The organism is Catellatospora coxensis (genome assembly GCF_016862635.1).
GTDB lineage: Bacteria > Actinomycetota > Actinomycetes > Mycobacteriales > Micromonosporaceae > Catellatospora > Catellatospora coxensis.
The window spans coordinates 138212-159020 of record NZ_BONI01000010.1 but is presented as its reverse complement, the minus strand read 5'-3'; the positions used below and the strand labels follow the sequence as shown (position 1 = coordinate 159020).

At 69.4% G+C, this 20809-nt stretch carries 16 protein-coding genes; 6 read left to right on the top strand and 10 right to left on the bottom strand.

The genetic code is table 11. The features are described 5' to 3' along the window. From Cco03nite_RS08605 to Cco03nite_RS08595, 3 genes are all read left to right on the top strand, one after another. A partial coding sequence (locus tag Cco03nite_RS08605; protein ID WP_203690762.1) for a glycoside hydrolase family 48 protein occupies positions 1-2737 on the top strand: 2737 nt, incomplete at its 5' end. A 154-nt stretch (positions 2738-2891) separates the two neighbouring features. Continuing rightward, on the top strand, positions 2892-3605 hold the full coding sequence (locus tag Cco03nite_RS08600) for a DUF4240 domain-containing protein (RefSeq protein ID WP_203690760.1): 714 nt from the start codon (positions 2892-2894) through the stop codon (positions 3603-3605). Positions 3606-3832: 227 nt separating this feature from the next. After that, positions 3833-4129, top strand: coding sequence for a glycine zipper domain-containing protein (locus Cco03nite_RS08595; protein ID WP_203690758.1), 297 nt, complete (start codon positions 3833-3835; stop codon positions 4127-4129). Positions 4130-4239: 110 nt separating this feature from the next. Here the strand turns inward: Cco03nite_RS08595 and Cco03nite_RS08590 are convergent, their stop codons facing one another. Both Cco03nite_RS08590 and Cco03nite_RS08585 read right to left on the bottom strand, forming a co-directional pair. Continuing rightward, on the bottom strand, positions 4240-6351 hold the full coding sequence (locus tag Cco03nite_RS08590; protein WP_239167215.1) for an alpha-galactosidase: 2112 nt from the start codon (positions 6349-6351) through the stop codon (positions 4240-4242). Positions 6352-6423: 72 nt separating this feature from the next. Further along, a complete protein-coding gene (locus Cco03nite_RS08585; RefSeq protein ID WP_239167214.1) occupies positions 6424-7182 on the bottom strand; it encodes a GNAT family N-acetyltransferase in 759 nt (252 codons plus the stop codon). A 55-nt stretch (positions 7183-7237) separates the two neighbouring features. On the opposite strand from Cco03nite_RS08585, the gene Cco03nite_RS08580 reads away from it, so the two are divergent. After that, complete coding sequence (locus tag Cco03nite_RS08580) at positions 7238-7984, top strand: DUF72 domain-containing protein (RefSeq protein ID WP_203690756.1); 747 nt, start codon at positions 7238-7240, stop codon at positions 7982-7984. Positions 7985-8160: 176 nt separating this feature from the next. On the opposite strand, the gene Cco03nite_RS08575 is transcribed toward Cco03nite_RS08580, so the two are convergent. The 6 genes from Cco03nite_RS08575 to Cco03nite_RS08550 form a co-directional block, all read right to left on the bottom strand. Continuing rightward, complete coding sequence (locus Cco03nite_RS08575) at positions 8161-8799, bottom strand: hemerythrin domain-containing protein (protein ID WP_239167213.1); 639 nt, start codon at positions 8797-8799, stop codon at positions 8161-8163. Between the two features lie 220 nt (positions 8800-9019). Next, positions 9020-9490, bottom strand: a complete 471-nt coding sequence (locus Cco03nite_RS08570) for a hypothetical protein (RefSeq protein ID WP_203690754.1) — start codon at positions 9488-9490, stop codon at positions 9020-9022. Between the two features lie 79 nt (positions 9491-9569). Next, entirely contained in the window at positions 9570-12143 is a 2574-nt protein-coding gene (locus tag Cco03nite_RS08565) for a hypothetical protein (protein WP_203690752.1), read from the bottom strand. 202 nt (positions 12144-12345) lie between these two features. Continuing rightward, the gene (locus Cco03nite_RS08560) at positions 12346-15435 is read right to left on the bottom strand and encodes a S1 family peptidase (protein WP_203690750.1); all 3090 of its coding nucleotides are present in this window, start codon (positions 15433-15435) and stop codon (positions 12346-12348) included. Between the two features lie 6 nt (positions 15436-15441). After that, the gene (locus Cco03nite_RS08555) at positions 15442-15747 is read right to left on the bottom strand and encodes a trypco2 family protein (RefSeq protein WP_203690748.1); all 306 of its coding nucleotides are present in this window, start codon (positions 15745-15747) and stop codon (positions 15442-15444) included. Positions 15748-15925: 178 nt separating this feature from the next. Then, positions 15926-17074, bottom strand: coding sequence for a site-2 protease family protein (locus Cco03nite_RS08550; RefSeq protein WP_203690746.1), 1149 nt, complete (start codon positions 17072-17074; stop codon positions 15926-15928). 120 nt (positions 17075-17194) lie between these two features. On the opposite strand from Cco03nite_RS08550, the gene Cco03nite_RS08545 reads away from it, so the two are divergent. Together Cco03nite_RS08545 and Cco03nite_RS08540 are read left to right on the top strand one after the other, a co-directional pair. Further along, the gene (locus Cco03nite_RS08545; protein ID WP_203690744.1) at positions 17195-18163 is read left to right on the top strand and encodes a CapA family protein; all 969 of its coding nucleotides are present in this window, start codon (positions 17195-17197) and stop codon (positions 18161-18163) included. A gap of 68 nt (positions 18164-18231) precedes the next feature. Continuing rightward, positions 18232-18411, top strand: coding sequence for a hypothetical protein (locus Cco03nite_RS08540; RefSeq protein ID WP_203690742.1), 180 nt, complete (start codon positions 18232-18234; stop codon positions 18409-18411). Between the two features lie 106 nt (positions 18412-18517). Here the strand turns inward: Cco03nite_RS08540 and Cco03nite_RS08535 are convergent, their stop codons facing one another. Together Cco03nite_RS08535 and Cco03nite_RS08530 are read right to left on the bottom strand one after the other, a co-directional pair. Further along, a complete protein-coding gene (locus tag Cco03nite_RS08535; RefSeq protein ID WP_203690740.1) occupies positions 18518-19282 on the bottom strand; it encodes a nucleotidyltransferase domain-containing protein in 765 nt (254 codons plus the stop codon). Next, a complete protein-coding gene (locus Cco03nite_RS08530) occupies positions 19279-20775 on the bottom strand; it encodes an outer membrane protein assembly factor BamB family protein (protein WP_203690738.1) in 1497 nt (498 codons plus the stop codon). Before Cco03nite_RS08530 ends, Cco03nite_RS08535 begins: the two co-directional genes overlap by 4 nt. Between the last annotated feature and the right edge of the window lie 34 nt (positions 20776-20809).

The following is a 20809-nucleotide window of genomic DNA, read 5'->3' as shown; positions in this document are numbered from 1 at the left end:
CACGTTCACGTCGAGCAACTGGAACACCAACCAGATCGTCACCCTGGCCGCGGCCGAGGACTCCGACACCACGAACGGCACCCGGCCGTTCACGGTCGCCGCCAGCGGCCTGACCTCGGTGACGGTGAACGCGACCGAGGCGGACAACGACTCGGTCACCCCGCAGGCCCTGATGGTGTCGGCGACCGGCGTCACGGTGCCCGAGGGCGGCACGGCGACGTACACGGTGCGCCTGGCCGCGCAGCCGTCCGGCAACGTGACCGTGACCAACACGGCCGGCTCCGGTGACACCAGCATCACCGTGTCGTCGGGGGCGAGCCTGACCTTCACCACGAGCAACTGGAGCACCGCCCAGACGGTGACCCTGGCCGCGGCCGAGGACTCGGACACGACCAACGGAACCCGCCCGATCACCGTGGCGTCCAGCGGCCTGACCTCGGTCACCGTGACCGCGACCGAGGCCGACAACGACACGACCACCACCCAGGCGCTGGTGGTCTCGCCGACGGGCGTGAGCGTGCCCGAGGGCTCCACCGCGGTGTACTCGGTGCGCCTGGCGATCCAGCCCAGCGGCAACGTCACGGTCACGAACACGGCCGGTTCCGGTGACACCGACCTCACGGTGTCGTCGGGCGCGAGCCTGACGTTCACGACCAGCAACTGGAACACCGCGCAGAACGTCACCCTGGCCGCCGCGCAGGACACCGACAGCACCAACGGCACCCGGCCGATCACGGTCGCGTCCAGCGGGCTGTCCTCGGTGACCGTCACCGCGACCGAGGTCGACGACGAGAACACCGCCAACGCCTACATCACCGAGTTCACGACGCAGTACAACAAGCTCAAGGACCCGGCCAACGGCTACTTCTCGCCGGAGGGCATCCCGTACCACTCGATCGAGACGCTGATCGTCGAGGCGCCCGACCACGGCCACGAGACCACGTCCGAGGCGTTCAGCTTCTGGATCTGGCTGGAGGCCCAGTACGGCCGGGTCACCGGCAACTGGACCCCGTTCAACAACGCCTGGAACATCACCGAGCAGTACGTCATCCCGTCGGCGTCCGCCCAGCCGGGGCAGAGCACGTACAACCCGAGCGACCCGGCCGACTACGCGCCCGAGGGGCTGCTGCCCAGCAACTACCCGGTGCCGCTCAGCACCAGCGTGGTCGCCGGCCAGGACCCGCTGGCCAACGAGCTGCAGTCGACGTACGGCAACCGCAACATCTACGGCATGCACTGGCTGCTCGACGTCGACGACGTGTACAAGTACGGCACCGGCCGCACCGGCGCCGAGTGCGGCGACAGCACGCAGCGGGTCACGTACATCAACACGTTCCAGCGCGGTCCGCAGGAGTCGGCGTGGGAGACGATCGCGCACCCGTCCTGTGACACGGGCCGGTTCGCGAACTTCCCGTCGCTGTTCATCCAGGGTTCGAGCACGGGGCAGTGGCGCTACACCAACGCCCCGGACGCCGACGCGCGTGCCGTGCAGGCGGCGTACTGGGCGCTGCAGTGGGCCACGGCCCAGGGCAACCAGTCGCAGATCTCGGCGACGGTGGCCAAGGCCGCCAAGATGGGCGACTTCCTGCGGTACTCGATGTACGACAAGTACTTCAAGAACCCGGGCTGCACCTCGCCGACCTGTGCCGCGGGCAGTGGCAAGAGCAGCAGCAACTACCTGCTGTCCTGGTACTACGCGTGGGGCGGCGACATCGGCGGGGCGTGGTCGTGGCGCATCGGCTCCAGCCACAACCACCAGGGCTACCAGAACCCGCTGGCGGCGTACGTGCTCGGCTCGTCCGGGCCGGCCGCGCTGCGCCCGCAGTCCCCGACGGCCGCGGCCGACTGGGACACCAGCCTCAACCGCCAGCTGGACTTCTACCTGTGGCTCCAGTCGGCCGAGGGCGCCATCGCCGGTGGCGCGACGAACAGCTGGAACGGCAACTACTCGGCCCCGCCGAGCGGCACGCCGACCTTCTACGGCATGGCGTACGACGTGAAGCCGGTCTACCACGACCCGCCGAGCAACCAGTGGTTCGGCTTCCAGGCGTGGTCGCTGCACCGGGTCGCGGAGCTGTACTACGCCACCGGCAACGCCAAGGCCAAGCAGATCATGGACAAGTGGGTCGCCTGGGCGGTCTCCCAGACCACGCTCGGGTCGGGCTCGTCGTTCACGATTCCGGGTGACATGACCTGGTCGGGTGCCCCGGCCGGCAACGTCAGCGGCGGGACCACTCCCGGCGCGAACCCGAACCTGCACGTCACCGTCGTCAAGACCAGCAACGACGTCGGCGTCGCGGCGGCGTACGCCCGCACCCTGACCTACTACGCGGCCAAGGCGGGCAGCACCACTCTCGGCAACTCCGCCAAGGCGACCGCCAAGGGCCTGCTCGACCGCATGATCCTGCTGAAGGCGAACGACAGCAAGGGCATCGTGGTGCCGGAGACCCGCGAGGACTACAACCGGTTCGACGACGTGTACAACGCGTCGACGGGCAACGGCCTGTACGTCCCGTCGGGCTTCAGCGGCACCATGGGCACCGGCGTGCCGATCAACTCCAGCTCGACGTTCATGTCGATCCGGCCGTTCTACACGACCGACCCCGCCTGGGGCCCGGTCCAGAACTACCTGAACGGCACCGGCCCCGCGCCCACCTTCACGTACCACCGCTTCTGGGCGCAGTCCGACATCGCCATGGCCTTCGCCGACTACGGCAGCCTGTTCCCCGCAGGCTGACCCCCACCGGCCCGGGCGGCGTCCCCCCACCGCCCGGGCCACCCCTCCATCCGCGTCGATCATGAACTTGTGGCACGGTTCGACGGCGTGTCCCGGCCCCGGCACCGTGATCGATCTCGGTGCCGGGGTCGGACCGTCGGACGGATGTGGGAGAGTGCCTGCCGTGGATGTGGGGGAGTTCTGGGCGCTCATCGAGCGCGCGGTGCGGGAGGATCCCGGCCGGGCGCGCCGTGCCGGGTGGATCCAGGGGCAGCTCGCGGCACGTGAGGTCGAGGAGATCCTGGATTTCGAGGCGCACCTCGACGACGCGTCCGACCGGGCGATGACCTGGCTCATGTGGGGCGCGGCGTACCGCGTCTTCGGCGGCTGCTCCGACGACGGCTTCTGCTACTTCCGCACCTGGCTGATGAGCCTCGGCCGGAACGCCTTCGAGCGCCTGGTCGACGACCCGGACGCGCTGGCCGGCCTGCCCCAGGTCCGCAGCCTCGCCGGGCGCGCGCGGGGCGAGTGGCGCGCCGACGAGTGGCCGGAGTGGGAGGAGCTCAACTACGCCGCCTCCGAGGCCTTCGAAGGCGTACGCGGCCACGGCGCCAACATCTACCGCGCGGTCGAGGAGCACCGCAGCCAGCCCCGGCTGCAGACCCTGCAGGACGAGCACTGGAACTTCGACGACCCGGCCGAGACGGCCCGCCGCCTGCCCGAACTCGCCCGGCTCTTCCCGCACCAGCCGTCCGAGTCCCTGCCGCCGGTGCCCCTGCCGCCCCTGCCGGCGGCCGCGAGCCCGTCCAACCCGTCCGACCGACCGGACGCGGGCGGCCCCACCCCGGAGATCCCCGGACAGCTCGCCATCCCCGGCCTCCCGGACTGACCCACCCGCCGCACTACCCAGCGTGCCCCCCTTGCTAAAGACGATCTTGCGCCGGTGGCCCCTCGACATGCCCATGACGGGCATCCGCGGGGTCATTTGTGCAAGATCGTCTTAAGCAAGGGACGCTTGCGGGTTCGGGGCCGGGCGGGGTTGCCGGTGTCTGACATGGTTCGGTGCGGGTCGGGTATGTGGTGTCCGACCGGAGGCGTGGGTAGAGGGAGGCGATCGTGACGGACGGCAGGGAACCGGGCGGGCCGGTGGAGGATCCGGCCGGCGGTGCGGACAAGCCGATGGAAGGTCCGGCTGATGGTGCGGGCAGCGGCGGGCCCGAGGGTGAGGGCGGCAACGGCGGCGACAAGGAGTCGGGCAGCGCCCTGGCCCTGGGCATCGCGCTCGGCGCGGGTATCGGTACGGCGCTGGGTCTGGCCCTGGACAACCTCGCCCTGGGCATCGGCATGGGCATCGCGGTCGGCGTGGCGCTCGGGGTCGGCATCCAGGCCCGGCGCCATCGGCAGGAGCCCTGACCCCGGGCGTCCGAGCAGCACCCACCCTTCTCAGGTGATCATGAACTTAGGGCAGCGACATGCCGTCGAGCCGTGCCATAAGTTCATGATCAACTCGGTGAGGGGGTGGGTCAGGGCTCGCGGTGCAGTTCCAGCACGAACGCCTCCGCTGGGCGCAGCGGCGGCGCGAGCAGGCCGTGGCCGGCCAGGGCCGCGCCGGAGAGCGCCAGGTCCGGCTGCCACGGGCGGCCGTGCAGCTGCGGGCCGGGCAGCTCGGGCAGCAGCGACACCCGGTAGACGCCGTCGGGGTCCAGGCCGGGCAGCCGCAGCCGGGTCGCGCCGTCCCGGGCGCTCGAACCCAGCTGGGCGTACGCGAACAGCGCGTGCCCGCCGTCGGCGGCGACCACGCCGTGCAGGTACGCCGTCGGGTCGGGGTGATCGGCGCGCACCGTGCGACCGGTGTGGATCAGCCCGCGCAGCCGCCGGTACGCCGCGATCCAGGAGGCCAGCGCGGCCCGCTCCTGGTCGGTGCAGCCGGTGATGTCCCACTCGATGCCCGCGTGGCCGAACAGCGCGGTGGCGCAGCGGAACGCCAGCGACGTGGCGCGGCCGTTGGTGTGCGACACGGGCGGGCCGACGTGGCAGCCGACCAGCTCCGGGGGCAGCAGCAGGCCGGTCCAGCGCTGGATGTGCTGGCGCTCCAGCGGGTCGTTGTTGTCCGAACCCCACACCCGGTCGGTGCGGGCCAGCACGCCGAGGTCGACGCGGCTGCCGCCGGACGAGCACGACTCGATCTCCAGGCCGGGGTGCCGCTCGCGGAGCGCGTCGAGCAGCCGGTACACGGCCTCGGTCTGCGCGTGAACCCCGGCCGCGCCGCCGTGCACCGCCTCGACCAGGTCCCGGTTGTGGTCCCACTTCAGGTACGCCGGGCGGTACTCGGCGACCAGCGCGTCGAGCCGCTCCAGCAGGTACGCGAAGACCTCGGGGCGGGCCACGTCGAGCACGTGCTGCCAGCGCTGCTCCTCGGGCAGCCGGCCGGGCGCGGCCAGCACCCAGTCGGGGTGCCGCTCCGCCAGCCGCGAGCGCGGGTTCACCATCTCCGGCTCGACCCACAGCCCGAACTGCATGCCGAGCCGGCGCACCTCGTCCACCAGCGGGTGCAGGCCGTCGGGCCACACGTCCGGGTCGACGTGCCAGTCGCCGAGGCCGGCCTTGTCGTCGCGGCGGCCGAGGAACCAGCCGTCGTCGAGCACGAAACGTTCCACGCCCAGCTCGGCGGCGGTGCGCGCGAGTTCGGTCAGCTTGCCGAGGTCGTGGTCGAAGTACACGGCCTCCCAGGTGTTCAGGGTCAGCGGCCGGGGCGTGACCGGGTGCGACGGCCGGGCGCGCAGCCAGCCGTGCACGGCCGCGGACAGCCCGTCGAGGCCCGCCGCCGAGTAGGCGAAGTGCGCCCACGGGCCGGTGTACGTCTCACCTTCGGCCAGCCGTACCTCGCCGGGTTCGAGCAGCTCGCCGCCGCCGAGCACGCCGTCGCGGTCGGGCAGGCGCTGGGCCAGGTGCTGGTGGTCGCCGGACCAGCCGACATGCACGCCCCACACCTCGCCGGTGCGCCAGCCGAACCCGGGCGTGCCCGCCGTGAACAGCGACGGCGCGCCGAAGCCGGTACGCCCGCGGCGGCTCTCGTGGGCGATGGTCTGGTCGCCGAACGCGCTGCGCTGCGGGGCTCGCTCGCGCGCCCAGCGGCCGGTGAAGTCGAGCACCTCGGCCGCCTGGGCGGGCACCGGGAGCAGGCAGAGCAGGCTGTCGACGTGCCAGACGCCCGGGGCGGTGCTGGTCACGGCGTGGCGCTGGCGGGCCAGGCCCTGCGGCGTCAGCTCCAGCTCGGTGCGTACCGCGATGCCCGCGACCTCGTCGTGCGAGACGGCGGTGACCGTACCCCCGCCGCTCGGGTCGACGGTGACCGTGACCGGCGCGGAGAGGGTGAGCCGCAGGTGGCCGGGACCGCCGTCGCGGTGGCCGGTCAGCCCGGGGCGGCCCGCCCAGCGGTCGTACTGGGTGGGCAGCAGCGGGGCGGTCGGCGGCAGCGCGTTGCCGCCCGCGTCCTGCGCGCCGGCGAGCTGGTCGAGCGGGGTGTCGCCGAGGTCGGCGCCCCAGTGCAGCACGCGGGGCAGGCCCGGCCCGGCCACGTCGAGCACCAGCGACACCCCTGCGGCGCGCAGCGCCACCAGCTCCGAACCGCCCACGGAATTCCACCTGTTCCAACGAAATCCAACATCACCGGACCGCGTAGAGCGTAGGAGCCGGAACGGAGCACGTCAACGAGCGGTGAAGGTGAACTCGCCGTACTCGGCTGCCGCCGTGAAGCCGAGCCCGGCGTACAGCGAGCGGGCCGCGGCGTTGTCGGCCTTCACGTTCAGCGTCACGTGGTCGACGGTGTCCAGCAGCCGCCGGCACAGCGCCGACACCGCGCCCCTGGCCAGGCCCTCGCCCCGGGCCTTCGGGTGCGTGGTCACGTTGCCCAGCGCCGCCACCCGGTACTTCGGCGACCACACGTGCACGCCCGCCACGGCCAGCAGCTCGCCGTCGCGGCGCACCCCGACGTACTGCCCGGTCTCCAGCATCCGCGCGTCGAACCAGTTGCCGGGGTACGCGGCCGCGTACAGCACCAGCAGTTCGGGCAGGTCGGCGCCGGTCAGCACGTCGCCGAGCGGGGCGGCGAGCGCGCCGGGGTCGGTCAGCGCCAGCTTCAGGTGCGGGCCGCCGGGCTCGGCGGCGAACTCCGCGGCCAGCACCTGCTCGGCCCCCGGTGACAGGTGGGCGTAGAAGCGGCGCGGCAGCAGCGGGACGAGCCCGGCCAGCAGCGCGTGCGAGCCCCGCGGGCGGTCGTCGAACGCGAGCAGCACGGGCAGCCCGCCGCCGTGGTACACCAGCGCGAGCGCGTCCCCGTCGCGATACCAGGTCGTGTACGGCCAGAAGAAGTCGTCCAGGTCACCGAGCTGGTACGCGTGCAACGCCGGATCCCCGCCCAGCAGCCGCGCCAGCTCGTCCCGATCGTGCACACCCGTCACCGCCACCGCTCGATGATCACACGCGGGTTTGCCCGGCCCGGCTTCGGGTGACAAGACAACGGTGATCCTCGTCGGCACGTCCGGCTGGCAGTACGCCGACTGGCGGGGCCCGTTCTACCCGCCCGGCCTGCCGCAGCGGCTCTGGCTGCGGCACTACGCCGAGCACTTCCCGACCGTCGAGGTCAACAGCGTCTTCTACCGCCTGCCGCCCCGCGACACCTTCACCGCCTGGCGCGACCAGCTCCCCGAGGACTTCGTGATGGCCGTCAAGATGAGCCGCTACCTCACCCACATCAAACGCCTGCGCGACCCGCAGGAGCCCGTAGACCGCTTCCTCGGCGTCACCGCCGCCCTCGCCGACCACCTCGGCCCGGTGCTCCTCCAGCTCCCCCCGACCCTGCGCGCCGACCCCGAAGCCCTCTCCGCGGTCCTGCGCTGCTTCCCACCGCACATCCGCGTCGCCGTCGAACCCCGCCACCGCTCCTGGTGGACCGATGAGACCCGGGCCGTCCTCGAACACCACCACGCCGCCCTGGCCTGGGCCGACCGCCTCGGCCGCCCCGTCACCCCACTCTGGCGCACCACCGACTTCGCCTACCTCCGCCTCCACGAAGGCCGCGCCAACCCCCGCCCCCGCTACGGCCCCACCGCCCTCACCACCTGGCACACCCGCCTGGCCACCACCTTCCCCGCCGCCACCGCGGCCTACGTCTACTTCAACAACGACCCCCACGCCGCCGCCATAGCCGACGCCGCCGCCTTCACCACCCGTATGAAAGGAAGGGCATCGTCGGCTGGCGCCAGCTAGCCGAGCAGCGGCTCTGCACATCGCTCTGCGTAGAGGAAGGGCGCCTTCTTACCTTCGCGGTGCGGTGAGCAGCGGGTTCGGGCGGTTCGACGACGGTGTGGCGCGCCGGAACCCCGACCCGGACACAGCGCCGCCGCCCGGACCGCGGGCGCGGTCGGGGCGGCGGCCGGTCGGGCTCAGGCCTTGGCGCTGCTCAGCGACAGCGGGTTCGACGGAGCCTTGCTCTTGGCGGCCTGCATCTTCGCGCCCAGCTCCTTCAGGTCAGCGCGGCTCATCGCCTTGCGGACCTCGGGGAACCACTCCTGCTCCTCCTCCTTGACGTGGTGGCGGACGTTCTCCATCAGCACCGTCATCTTGGCGTCGAAGCGCTCGTCGCGCGGGTCGGCGCTCTTCAGCTCGTTCAGCATCCAGGCCACGACGTGGTGCTCCTCGACGCTCTCCAGCACGTGCTCACCGGTCTCCGGCGCGGCCTTGCGCGCCGTCGGGTAGAACAGGCTCTCCTCGATGTACGCGTGCGTGGTCAGCTCGGCGATCACCTGATCGACGATCCTGCGCTTCTTGGCGTACGCCGAATCACCGGCCTTCTCGAACTCCCTGAACAGCTTCTCGACCACCTTGTGGTCGTCCTTGAGCATCGTGATCGCGTCCTGGCCCATCGCGGCCGCGGGCATGGACTTCTTGCCCTGCGGGGTCTTGGCAGCCGCCTTGGAGGTGGTCTTCGCCGTGCTCTTCACCGCGGTCTTCGTCGCCTTGGTGGCCTTCTTCGCCGCGGTCGTGCTCTTGCGCCGGCTGGTGGCGCTCGCCGTCTGGCTCATGCTTTCCTCCCAAAGGTCCGACAGTTCCTTCGCAGCCACATCTACCCGATAGGAGGCGGGCTTACTCGTAGATCGAGCAGACTCGTCGGGATTGAGGGGCCGGCGGGTCACCGGGACGGACCAAACGCGACCCCGTTGAGCGGCCCGGGAGGCCAGCCGACGACTGGGATGGGCGGCGCAGTATGGGCAGTGCGCGACCCTGATCGGCGCCGCGGAAGGGTCAGACGGCGACAGCAGTCAGCGCGCCCGCCGGTACCGGAGCCAGCTTGCGTAGCGGCTCCCACAGCTCCGGCAGCAGCAGGGCCGCGGTGGCGACGACGCGGTCGGTGTCGGCGAGCATCGCGAGGTGGCGGCAGGCGTGTGCGGCGACGGCGTCCAGGTCGACGGTCGCCGGGCTGGGCGCGAGCGGATGACCGCCATAGGTCACGGCGTCCAGCTGCACCGGCCGAGCCGACGCGGGCTGCATGTCGGGCAGCGCAACGTAGGTCAGCACGACGGTAGCCTGTTCCGCCCGCCACGAGGTTGAATGGAGCAGGCCGCCGCTGGTACACGGCGACAGGCCGGCAATCTGCCGGGCCACGTCGTCCGGGTGGGCGCGGTCACGGACTGCGGCTCGCGATTGCCGGTAACGCAGAACGCCTTCGCACTCGGAGAGCAGGATGACCTCGACCACGACCAAGGGTGACGACATTGCCGCAACTTAGCGGCTATTGCCATCACTTTGCAACAAGCCGCTCCGGATGGCGCCACTGTATCGGGCAGTGATGATTTCAATGTCCGATCGTTGCGTCACGCAGGCGGATGGAGGCGTACGCGAGATCCGCACGGGTGAAGCGGGTAGGACTGCGTTTCGCTCTATTGACGTAGTTCTGCCGCCACTCGCTGTATCTGCCGTCGCTGGTCTCGTCGAGGGTTTGATTGACTACTTTCAACTCGATGACATCGAGAACTCCGGTGTCGAAGCCGTTGGCCGCCAGATACTGGCCGCAGGCGCCCAGGTCGAGTTCCCGCGATCCCGGTCGCAGGTGGGACGGGGTCGAGGGGTGGAAGCTGGTGGCTCCGCCGGCCGGATGGCGAAAGTCGCCCTGGAGGAAGGCGTAGTGCATGGCGATGCGAGTCATGTCGGCGAAGTTGAGCGGGCTGAGATGCCGCAGCTGGAGCATCTCGCGGAACGCCGCCGGAACGCTCGGCAGCAACGAGCGTACGTCCTTGGCGACTCGAGTGGGAAATGACAGGTGCAGCGTTGCCCACAAGAGCAAACTTCGCATCCCCATCATCGACGTCGACGCCGGTGCCGTGTCGGGGATGTTCAACTCGCTGCGCTTGACGAGGTTCGTGTCAGCCACGCAGTTGAGGTCGTACAGTCGAGCGACCGCGAGGTTGGTGTAGGTGTACGAAGTGGTGGCCAGGTCCCGGATGTAGCGTGCGTGAGCCATGCGCTGCTCGCGGCTGCTGTACTTCAGCGGGAGGATCAACTCCGTTTCGGCGCTGCGAATAAATACTCCCCCTGCCTGCAATAGCGACAATTGAAGACCGGACAGCGCGTCGACGATGCGCTGGACGGTGGCAGACGGGCTGGCCATGAGCGCCTCCAGCGCTCGGCTGCCATAGATGACCGACTCGTGTGCGGCCTTCTGCGCCATAGCGAAGTTCGCTTTCTTGCTGTCCGCCAATGGGCGTACGCGCATGATCCTGGTGAGTGATCCGGCGAGGTCTGGTGCGAATTCGCTATTCTCCAGCTTGAGTAGCGCCTTGTATACCGGATCGTTGACGGAACGCATGTCCGACGGTGCGCGCTCGTCCGCCACCGTCCAGCCCAACTCGGCGAACGACTTGGCAACCGCAATCGTATGATGAGCAGCAGGTTGCCTGCTGAGCGCTAGCCCGCTGGCTGACAGCAGCCGCCAGCGGGCGTCCGCTGCGGACTCGATTTCGTCTGCCGGACCGCCGGGCTGCGTCAGCGCAGTGATGACCGCCGGCAGTTTCTCGGCGAATGTACTCAGGATTCCGTCACGCCCGCGACCAGCCACATACTGATCGGCGGCCTCGACCAGTCGTTCGATGTCCCGTCCACTGGCCGGGGTGGAGGATCGACCCGACTGGGCGTCGCCGCCGAGCCGGTTTTGTTGCGCGAGGTTAGTCAGCACCTGCTGTAGGACGGTGGCGCCAGGGGTGCCGTGGTCCTGCCGCTCTCGCGGATGTCGGCGCAGCTGGCGATGGATGTTGAGCATTCCGCTGGTACCGTGCTGAAGCTCACGTACCTCGATCACCTCGTCGACTAGCTCAAGTATCATGTCGTCGAGTCGATGGGTGCTGTCTGTGCGGTATTCCAGTACCTCGGCGATGGCAAGTTCGAGGTGGACGGCCAGGCGCCGGAAGTCGGCCGGGTTACCGGTGGGCTTGGGTCGCTGGGCAGTACGGCCTGTCTCGTGGAAGTAGCGCGCCCTTTCGGCAAATGTTCGGAATACCGCGCGAAAGTCCGCGTAGTCTACGCCTAGCGAGTCACCGCCCAACTCGGCGCTTTCTGCCGACGGCTCCACCCGGTCCAGCTCGACACTGAGCCGCCGCAGTTCCCGCCTTTCCGGCGGATCGGACCAGTGCGGCAGTACGGCAGCTGCCAACTCCTGCCACCTACTGTTTGTTTCGCGGAATGGATCGCTGAGCGCGGTGACGTAGTCCAATAAGGTTTCGCCGACAAGCAACACGCAGGCGAGCCGGGTCAACTGTTCGGTCTGCCCAGCGCTCAAGCCGTCGGTGACACCGTCGAACAGTGCGAGCCGGTCCGCGTTGGCGGGCACGAGGCGCCGACGCATGTCGGGGTTGAGTCGCCCGGGCCTGGGCTGGCCCCAGGGGACGCCATGGTCCAGAAGTCGGCGAACACCGGCGTCGATCAATTCTCCGGCAGCCGTGTCGGGATACAGGCCGGTATGGTGGATAAAGTGGTAGCTCATGCCGCTGCATGCCATGGGTTTGTCGGGTCCCCACCCCGTGGCTCGTTCGAGGAGGAGCACAAGGTCCGCGCCATCCGGGGGATCTTCACTCCGACCGCTGACCGGGATGGCCTTGGCGTACGACGCTCGCAACACGCGCAGCACAGTGGGTTCGGTAACCGCTCTGTCGGTGTTCCGCATGGGACGCAGCCACTGCAGTAGCAGAGAACGGAGTTCGCCGACGGGCCGCAGGCGGCCCTCGGCGTCCGACAAGTGGCCGGCTACGGTGCCGGCGAGCAAGTCTCGGCTGCCGGCGGGCAACAGGTCACCATCCCGGCCCTGCAGCACGCCGTTCCAGATCTGCAGTACGGCGTCGAGCACCGCCACCTTGCGCTGAACGTCACTGCGGTTCATTCGTGCTCCCGGAGAGGGCGTAGAAGAACATGACGTGCGATTCTTGTCCCGATGATCGGCTGTCACGAAGCGCCGAACCAGACAGTAGTAGTCTTCCACTGCTAAAACGATCGAAAATCATTCATTCGGGTCCAAAGTGCTGAGCATTGGTCCCGCACTCGTCACTGTCGAACTTTCTCGATCGCGAAGGAAGCCAGTGCGTCTACAGCGGTGGCCTGGTGTCGCGTTGACTAGGGCCTTCCTTGTCAATGCTGGCATACTCTCGTGCCTCCAGCTCGGCCTGATCGGCCTCTCTGTGGCGGCCGATCTGCCGAGCCCGGTCGGCGAGGGTGTACAGCGAGCGCTTCAAGTTCTGGCGATGGTCTCCCTGCCCGTCGACCACGAGCCGGCGGTAGATGTGCACCGCGTCATGGATCGACTGGTAAGCCTGGGTCGGTTGGCTCCACTCGGCGAAGCAGTCCGACTCGGTGCAAAGCGATCGAGCGAGTTCGGCGACATAGGCGCCGGGCCGCCGCGTCGTAAGCCGCTGGTAACGCTTCACTGCCTGCTTGCTCGCGGCCAGAGCGGCTCCGCGGTTACCTAAGGCGACGAGGCACAGCGTCAGATTGTTGTAGGAAGCTGCCAAACTGGGTAGGTAAGAGTCAGGAAGGGTATCGGCCAGAGGCCGGTACAGCTTCACCGCTTCTTTGACCGAGTCAGCTGCCTCTGAAAAGGCCCCGAGTCCGTTCAGGCTCGACGAAAGGCTGTTCAGGGATCGTGCCAGATCGGCGGTGTAGGTATCGCTCGCGGCGACGAGCAGGCGGCAGATCACCACCGATTCACTGGCGGCGATCAGGCTTTCCTGAGCTCCGAGTGCCGTGGACAGGTTGTTCAGCGCGGTGGCAAGACCGGCGAACAGGCTGTGGTCGTCCTCAGAGCTCAACTGTGTGGGCAGCGGGGGGAGTAGCTGCCGGTACGCGGTTACGGCCTGTCGGCTGACCTCTAGGCCTTCGGCCTGCAAGCCGAGGTCGTAGAGGCAGTTAGACAGGTTGTTCAATGTCATCGCATAGGTGCCCAGGTAGCTGTTCGCATTTGCCCGGGCCAGTCGCTGGCTAATGGCCACGGCCTGTCGCGCCTTCGCCAGCGCCTCCTTACCGCGTCCCAGCGCGGCCAATCGAACAGCATGGCTGTCGATCGCACGGGCCAGGCTGGCTTCGCTCTCCTGCGTGCGTGCACTCAGAAAGGCCAGAGGCGATCGTGCGCGACGTGGTGCCCGGCGCTGCAGCCCCGCCACCACGTGGCCAGCGATATCGGCGGCAAGCTTGGAATGAACCTCAGTCCTGTTTGGTATGCAATGGTAGAGGAGCTGCATCAGGGCCAGGTCGTTCCCTTGCGCGGCGACGAGACTCGACAGGGCACGGCGAAGCGGCTTCGGGTCGGCCGCCTCCAACGCCACTTGTACCGCAGCTGTCGCCAGTGATCGTGGATGGGTTGCCATGACAGCAGAGATCTGGTCCTGCAGGAACGCCCTCGGGCCGGCTGCAGCGGCCAGCATGGTCATCGCCTGCCGGGCCTGGCGCTGGTCGACCTGGGCTAGCAGCACCGGAAGGATCTTCGTGTTCCGTCCGAGTGCCTTGGCCACCAGATGTTCTGCGAGCAGGTCCGGGCGCAAACCTCCCCAGAAGTCGGCGGAGCTCGGATAAAGGTCCTCCAGCCAGGCAGCCACTGCCCCTTTACGATCCTGGGTCAGCTCCTCGATTTCGGGCACTCGTCCCAGAATGGCAATAGCCTGGTCTCGATCGGCCGCAGGGAGCAGACAGGCGGCCGCGACGGCGACCTCCTGGGTGTCCGAATGGAGATGGAGGCCGTGTCGCGCTGCGATTCGCTGCCAGTATTCGGCCTCGTGGTTGCTTAGCAGGTCTCGGGCTTCGGTCACCACGTCGTCGCCATCCGTTGGCCCTCCGGCACGCAGCAGGCTGACCAGCGCGGTCAATTGGACGTCCAGCGCCGTCATCGGCCCGGGCAGGTGGGGCGTCTGCACGGCCGCTGCGATGATGTCCCAGTCTCTGGGGGCGATGCCGCCGCGTTCAGAAAGTCGGTGCAAACCGGCGGCGAATGATCGGACGGCTTGAGCAAACGCCACGCGACGCTCTTCAGGGGTGTCCAGCGTGCGGAGTTCGCGATGGTTGTGCGTCGTGGCCGAGATGGCAAAGCCCAGGCCGGCCGGAAGCTGCGTCCGCCACTCGCCTGCGCGCCGGGCCAGAAGGAGGACTCGCAGTGGCGTCGCATGAGTACGTTCGTTCAGTGCCTTACCCAGCACGGCCATTTGTTCTGATCGGTGTTCGGCGAAGTCTATGACGAGCAGGAGCGGCTGGTGCACCGAAGCGAGCTGCTGTACGGCCTCTGGCTCGAGGGTGCTGGTCGCCAGCACGACCGTGGCCCAACCCGCACGGCGCATCTGATCGGCGAAGTGACGGGCCGTTCGGGTCTTTCCGCGTCCTGCCGTTCCGGTGATCAGGAAGGCGGACTTCGGCAGCGGTTCAGTGCACCAGCCATGTAGGCGTTCGATCAGGTCCTCCTGACCGCTGAACGGCACCACCGCGGCATCGGCGCGCAGCAGCGACGCGGGGGATAGCGGTGGTTCCACCGGCTGCTGGAGGGAGACCAGTTCGGCGGGTTCGAGTCCTGGCCGCGATTTCATCTCGCCCGGCCAGGCAAGCGCGGCGAACTCCGGGTCGTCGGCGAGTGTCGCAAGATGAACCCCACTCACGCGGGTCTGCGGGAAATGCGGATTCGCTCGGGCGATCACGCCTACGAACCGTTCGTTGCAGAACAGGCCCGCACCTGACATGCCGAACCAATCGTCAGGTGGTTTGTCTGCCGCGATGTCGAGTCGACCGGACTTGGCGGATGCAGACTGCCGGACCGTGCCGGCCAGGTGTTCGGTGTCTCTCGCTCCGTCGTCGGGATCCACAGTGGAACTGGGAAAACCGACCGCCTCCACGCGGACGGTGCCGGCACCGCAGACCAGCTGACCCCAACGCAGCGCGGCAAGATCGCCAGGATCAATCGCATCGGGCACGCGTATCAGCGCGGCGTCGACCGCGTGGTCGTTCCTGCTCCATATCACCGTGCCGGGGTGGAGCTCGTGCTCGTGAAGCCGCCGTACGCTAACCGCACTGCCGACCGGCCCTACGGCGTGGGCCGCAGTGATCACTAGGCCACCGGGCATCAGGGTGCCTGAAGCGCACCGCATGGACGTGGTGCCCTGCTGTGCGGCATAAATCTCACATACGCGTGCCAGATCCGTCACAGAAGATCACCTGTTGGGTATGGCTTGCACCTCATCATTGATCTCGGGTCGCCGGCCCGTCTTTCGATCTTTCGGGGTCAGCGTCACCTTGACTCGATGGGTCTCCTCCCGGCCGACGCTCCCGTTCACGTCAACGATCACCCCGAACGAGATGCCCACCTTGCCGCCGCCGGACTTCTTGGCCACCAGACTGAATTCGACTTCTACCGGTCCTACTTCGAACCCGAGCGGATCATTCTCGCCCAACTTCTGTGCTTCGGCTAGTTCCCTGCGCAGCGCGTCCACTGCGTCTGCCAGGCCGATGATCTCCATCGCTTCCCTCCGTCGTCCGCAACGCCACCGCCGCGAAGCGTATGCACGAGGCCCCGAGCATGCATCCGCCGAACAGCTCAACCGGGCAGAGATGCCTAGAACCGGACACTTGTGGATGACGGTACAGCCCGTTGGGGTAGCGGAGCGTATGGGAGTGAAGTTAATAAGGTGCCGCCCTCTACGCAGAGCGAGGTGAGGGTGCCCTTCCTCCGGTGAGGGTGTGGAGGTCGATGGTGCGGGAGAGGTCGGCGGTGGTGAGGAGGCCTACAAGGAGGCCTTCGGAGAGGACCAGGCAGGGCAGGCGGGTGGCGGTGATGCGGTGGGCGGCTTCTTCGAGCGGGTCGTCGGGGGCGAGGAGGGTCAGGCGGTCCAGGGGGAAGCGGACGTCGCGGAGGGTCTTGTCGGTGCGCTGGGCGGGGGACAGGCGGGCCAGGGAGAAGAGGGTGACCAGGCCGGCGGGGCGGCCGTCGGGGTCGAGCACGGGGTACGCGTCGGCGGGGCGGTGGGCGGCGGCGACGGTGATGAAGTCGTCGAGGCGCTGGGTGACGTAGCCGGCGACGGGCAGCGGGGTCATCGCGTCGCGTACCAGCACACCGGACAGGGCCGAGCGCAGGCGCGCGTCGGCCTGCTCGGCCTGGCCGGCGAACAGCAGGAACCAGCCGAGCAGCACCAGCCACAGGCCGCCGATGTCGGCCAGCCACAGCACCTGCAGCGTGCCGCCCGTGATCATCAGGATGCTGACGACCATGCCCGCCCGCGCGGCGGTGCGCTGGGCGAAGGCCCGGTCGCCGCGCCACCACCACAGCGCCGCGCGCAGCACCCGGCCCCCGTCCAGGGGCGCGCCGGGCAGCAGGTTGAACACCGCCAGCACCGCGTTGACCAGTGCCAGCCAGGCCAGCGCGACCCAGGCCAGCGGGGCCAGCCCGGTCAGGTACAGCCCGCCGGCCGCCGCGCCGAACAGCGCCGCCGCGCCGAGGCTGGCCAGCGGCCCGGCGAGCGCGACGAGCAGGTCGGCGCGGGCGTGCGGCGGCTCGGACTCCAGTTCGGCCATGCCGCCGAGCAGCCACAGCGTGATCCGGCGCACGCTGACCCCGTAGTGGCGGGCGACGATGGCGTGGCTCAGCTCGTGGGCGAGCAGCGAGCCGAGGAACAGCACGGTGACGGCGAGGGCGACGATCCAGTACGCGCCGGCCGAGCCGCCCGGCGCGCCCGCGGGCAGCACGGCGGTCGCCAGCCCCTGGCCCAGCAGCAGCATGATCAGCAATACCGACCAGTGCACGCCGACCGGGATGCCGGCGATGCTGCCCAACCGCAGAGTGGGTCGCATGGCCGTCCTCCTGTGCCCCCATCATCCCTCGGCGCGCCCGCTGTCGGGAATCTTGTCCGAACGGCCGGATTTCGCGCGGCAAACCAGCCCACAAGATCGGCGGAGGGGCACAATGAGGGCGTGAAGCTCGTCCTGGCGGGGGACACGATGCTCGGCCGCTCCGTGGCGGACCGGCTCACTCTCGGGCACGCGGCGTACGAGGAGATCTTCGCCGAACAGGTGCGGCAGCTCACCGCCGCGGCGGACCTGTGCGTGGTCAATCTGGAGTGCTGCATCTCCGAGCGCGGCGAGCCGTGGCCGGCGCCGGGCAAGCCGTTCTTCTTCCGCGCCCCGCCCCGGGCCGCTGGGCTGCTGGCCTGGCTGGGCGTCGACTGCGTGACCCTGGCCAACAACCATGCCCTCGACTTCGGCCCGGTCGCGCTCGCCGACACCCTCGACCACCTGGACCGGGCCGGGGTCGCCGTGGTCGGCGCGGGCCCCGACCAGGCCAGGGCGCGGGCGTGGCGGCTGCTGGAGGCGGGCGGCGTGCGCCTCGGCGTGCTCGGCGTCACCGACCACCCGCAGGACTTCGCGGCCACCGAGGACGGACCCGGCGTCGCCTTCGCCGACCTGTACCACGGCGTGCCGGACTGGCTGGCCGAGCTGGTCGCCGAGATGGCCGCGCAGGTCGACGTCGCGCTGGTGACCCCGCACTGGGGCCCGAACATGACCAGTGGCCCGGTCGGCCATGTACGGGCCGCCGCGACGCAGCTGCTCGCCGCCGGAGCGACGCTGGTCGCCGGGCACTCGGCGCACGTGTTCCACGGCGTGCACGGGCCGGTGCTGTACGACATGGGCGACTTCGTCGACGACTACGCCGTAGATCCCGGCCTGCGCAACGACCTCGGGCTGCTGTTCGAGGTGACCGTGGACGCACTCGGGCCGGTGTCGGTGGAGGCGGTGCCGCTGGCGCTGGACTTCACCCGGACCCGGTTCGCGATGCCGCACGAGGCGGAGTGGATCGGCTGGCGGTTCGGCAAGGCCTGCGCGGAACTGGGCACCCAGGTCACCACCACCGAGCAGGGCCGATTGCTGGTGGCACTGCGCTGAGGTTTGCGCTCATGCGCATGTGGACATCGCAGGGTCAGTAAACCCCTACCGACATAACTGGAGTCACGATGTTCGCCATCATCGCCGCGATCTGCTTCGGGCTCGCCCTGCTGCTGGACCTGCTCGGCGAGGGCGTCGAGCCGCTGTTCACCGTCGGCACGCTGTCCCTGCTGGGCTTCCTGTTCATCGCGCTGCACCTGGCCGGCTTCGCCACCGCCGTGCGCGGCCGCAACTGGCGCCGCCGGTAACCCGCCCTACGGGCCCATGAACGCCCGCCTGCGCCGGTCAGGGGCGCAGGCGGGCCCTTTTGTGTCCGTCGTCGGCCGGCCGGGCAGGCCCGCCCGAGCGGAGCGGTCAGCCGGCCGCGAGGCGGGCCCGTACGACCAGGTCGTGCAGCGCGTCGTAGGCGGTCGGCGCGGCGGGCAGTTTCGTCGCCGCCTTGGCCTCGGTCAGCTGCTCGCGCAGCCGGACCGTGTCGGCGAGGATCCGCTCCGGTCCCGGCAGCCCCGCGTCGACGCCGAGCCGCCGGTGCTCGCCCTGCCGCTTGGCCGCGATCAGATCCGGCACGTACGGCAGCTTCGCGTCCTCGTGCAGCAGGTTCACATCGGCCACGACCTCGCCGGTGCGCATCAGGTGCAGGCCGGTCGCCAGCACCCGCAGCAGGTACAGCGCGGGTTTGAGTTCGCCGGTCTTCGCGAACAGCTTCTCCGACGAGATCGAGAAGCCCAGGTAGTGGTCGGCGTACCCCGCGTTCAGGCAGCCCGGCACCAGCGACAGCAGCTCGGCGTGCAGCGCGGTGGTGCGCACCACCAGCGGCGAGGTGACCTGCTCCAGCACGTCGCCGCTGCGGCCCAGCAGCAGCTTGGCGCACTTGGCCAGGTCGTGGGTGACCAGGTCCAGCTCCACACCGTGCCGGTCGCCGATGTGGTTGATCGTCGCCGGGCCCTGCCGCAGCCCGGCCAGCTCCGCGACCGGCAGCAGGTGCGCCCCGCGCAGGTCCACATCGGAGTCCACCGAGGCGAAGCCGTACAGGTGCGCGCCGCTGACGGTCGCGAAGACCAGCGGGTACGGCTGCTCGTCGGCGACCTGGCCGGTCCAGTCCGGGATCGTGACCGTCATCGCAGCGCGAGGGCGTGCAGCTGCCCGGCCCGGGTGCCGACGTAGATCACGCCGTTCCAGACCGCGGGCGTCGACTCGATGCACGCGCCCGGCTTGACCTTCCACAGCGGCTTCGGCGCGACCGAGGTGTCGGCGACGTCGAACGCGTACAGCCAGCCCGCGTTGCAGTCGCCGATGATCAGCACGTCGTCGATGATGACCGGTGAGCCGTGGCCCATCCCGGGCACGTGGTGCCGCCAGCGCACCTTGCCCGTCTCGCGGTCCACGCCGACCAGGTCCATGGCGTGCGTGCCGAAGATGACGATGTCCTTGTGCAGCGCCGCGGTGCTGTACGTGCCGCCGTTGCGCTCGTCGATCTTCCAGACCAGCGGGTCGTCCGGCTTGCTCGGGTCGAGTTTCATCAGCTGCCCGACGGTCTTGGACCGGGCGTTCTTCTTCTCGTACTCCGAGCCGACGTACAGCATGCCCTGCTCGTCGGAGACGATCGAGCCGTCGGTGTCGTCACCGGTCCAGAAGCGCAGCACCCGCTTGGGCTTCTGCCCGCTCTTCAGGCCGCTGATGTCCCAGCCCTGCACCAGCCCGGCCGAGTTCGCGAAGTAGATGGTGTTGCCGGACACGTTGACCGAGTTCTCCACCGAGAACGTCTTGTGCCCGGCCTCCTTGATCAGCTTGTCGTCCCAGCTCGGGGTGTTCCAGATCAGCTTCGGCTTGACGGTGACCTTGCCGTTGCTGTCGTAGCCCCGGTTGAGCTTCACGATGTGGAACTGGCTGTTCTCGCCGCCCTCGAACAGGTAGTCGTCGATGATGATCGCCGAGCTGTCCCAGTCGTTGTTCCACAGCGTCGGCTTCACCGCGTACGCCGACAGCTTCCACAGCTCCTTGGGCTTGTCGCCGTCGATCGCGATGATGCGGAAGTAGTCGTCGCGCGAACCCGTGTACACCAGCGGGAAACCGTCCGGGTCGATGGTCACCGAGCCCTTGATGATGTCGTTGGTGGTGAAGTCGGGCAGCAGCCGCTCACCGTTGCTGGCGTCGAGGAAGTGCACCTTGCCGTCGTACGCCCCGAACACGATCCAGGTCTTGCCCTCGCGCTCGAACACCGCGGGCTGGCCGGTCCAGCCCATGCCGCACCAGATGCGCTCGCCGTGCTCGTCGACCGACGGCCGGCACATGTTGCCCGACTTCGGGAAGCGCCACAGCTCCTCGGGCTTCGTCTTCGGCATCGGCCCGGTGCCGTGGTACGTCCGCGTCGGGTTGCCCCGGAACGTCAGCAGGCCCTGCACCTTGTCGCCCCACGGCTTGCCCGCCGACGCGGGGTCGTGCCAGCCGCTGAACGCGGCCGGGGCCGGTTCGGGCGCGCCCGAACCCGACGGCGCGGCCGAACTCGGCGACACGAACGCCGGGTCGTCGGGGGCGGAGTCGCAGGCGGCGACGGCGGTGGCGAGAAGCGCGGCGCAGAGCAGCGCGAGGCGGCGGCCGAGGGGTCGGGTCACCGGGCAAGTATCCACAACGACCGAGCCGTGCCGT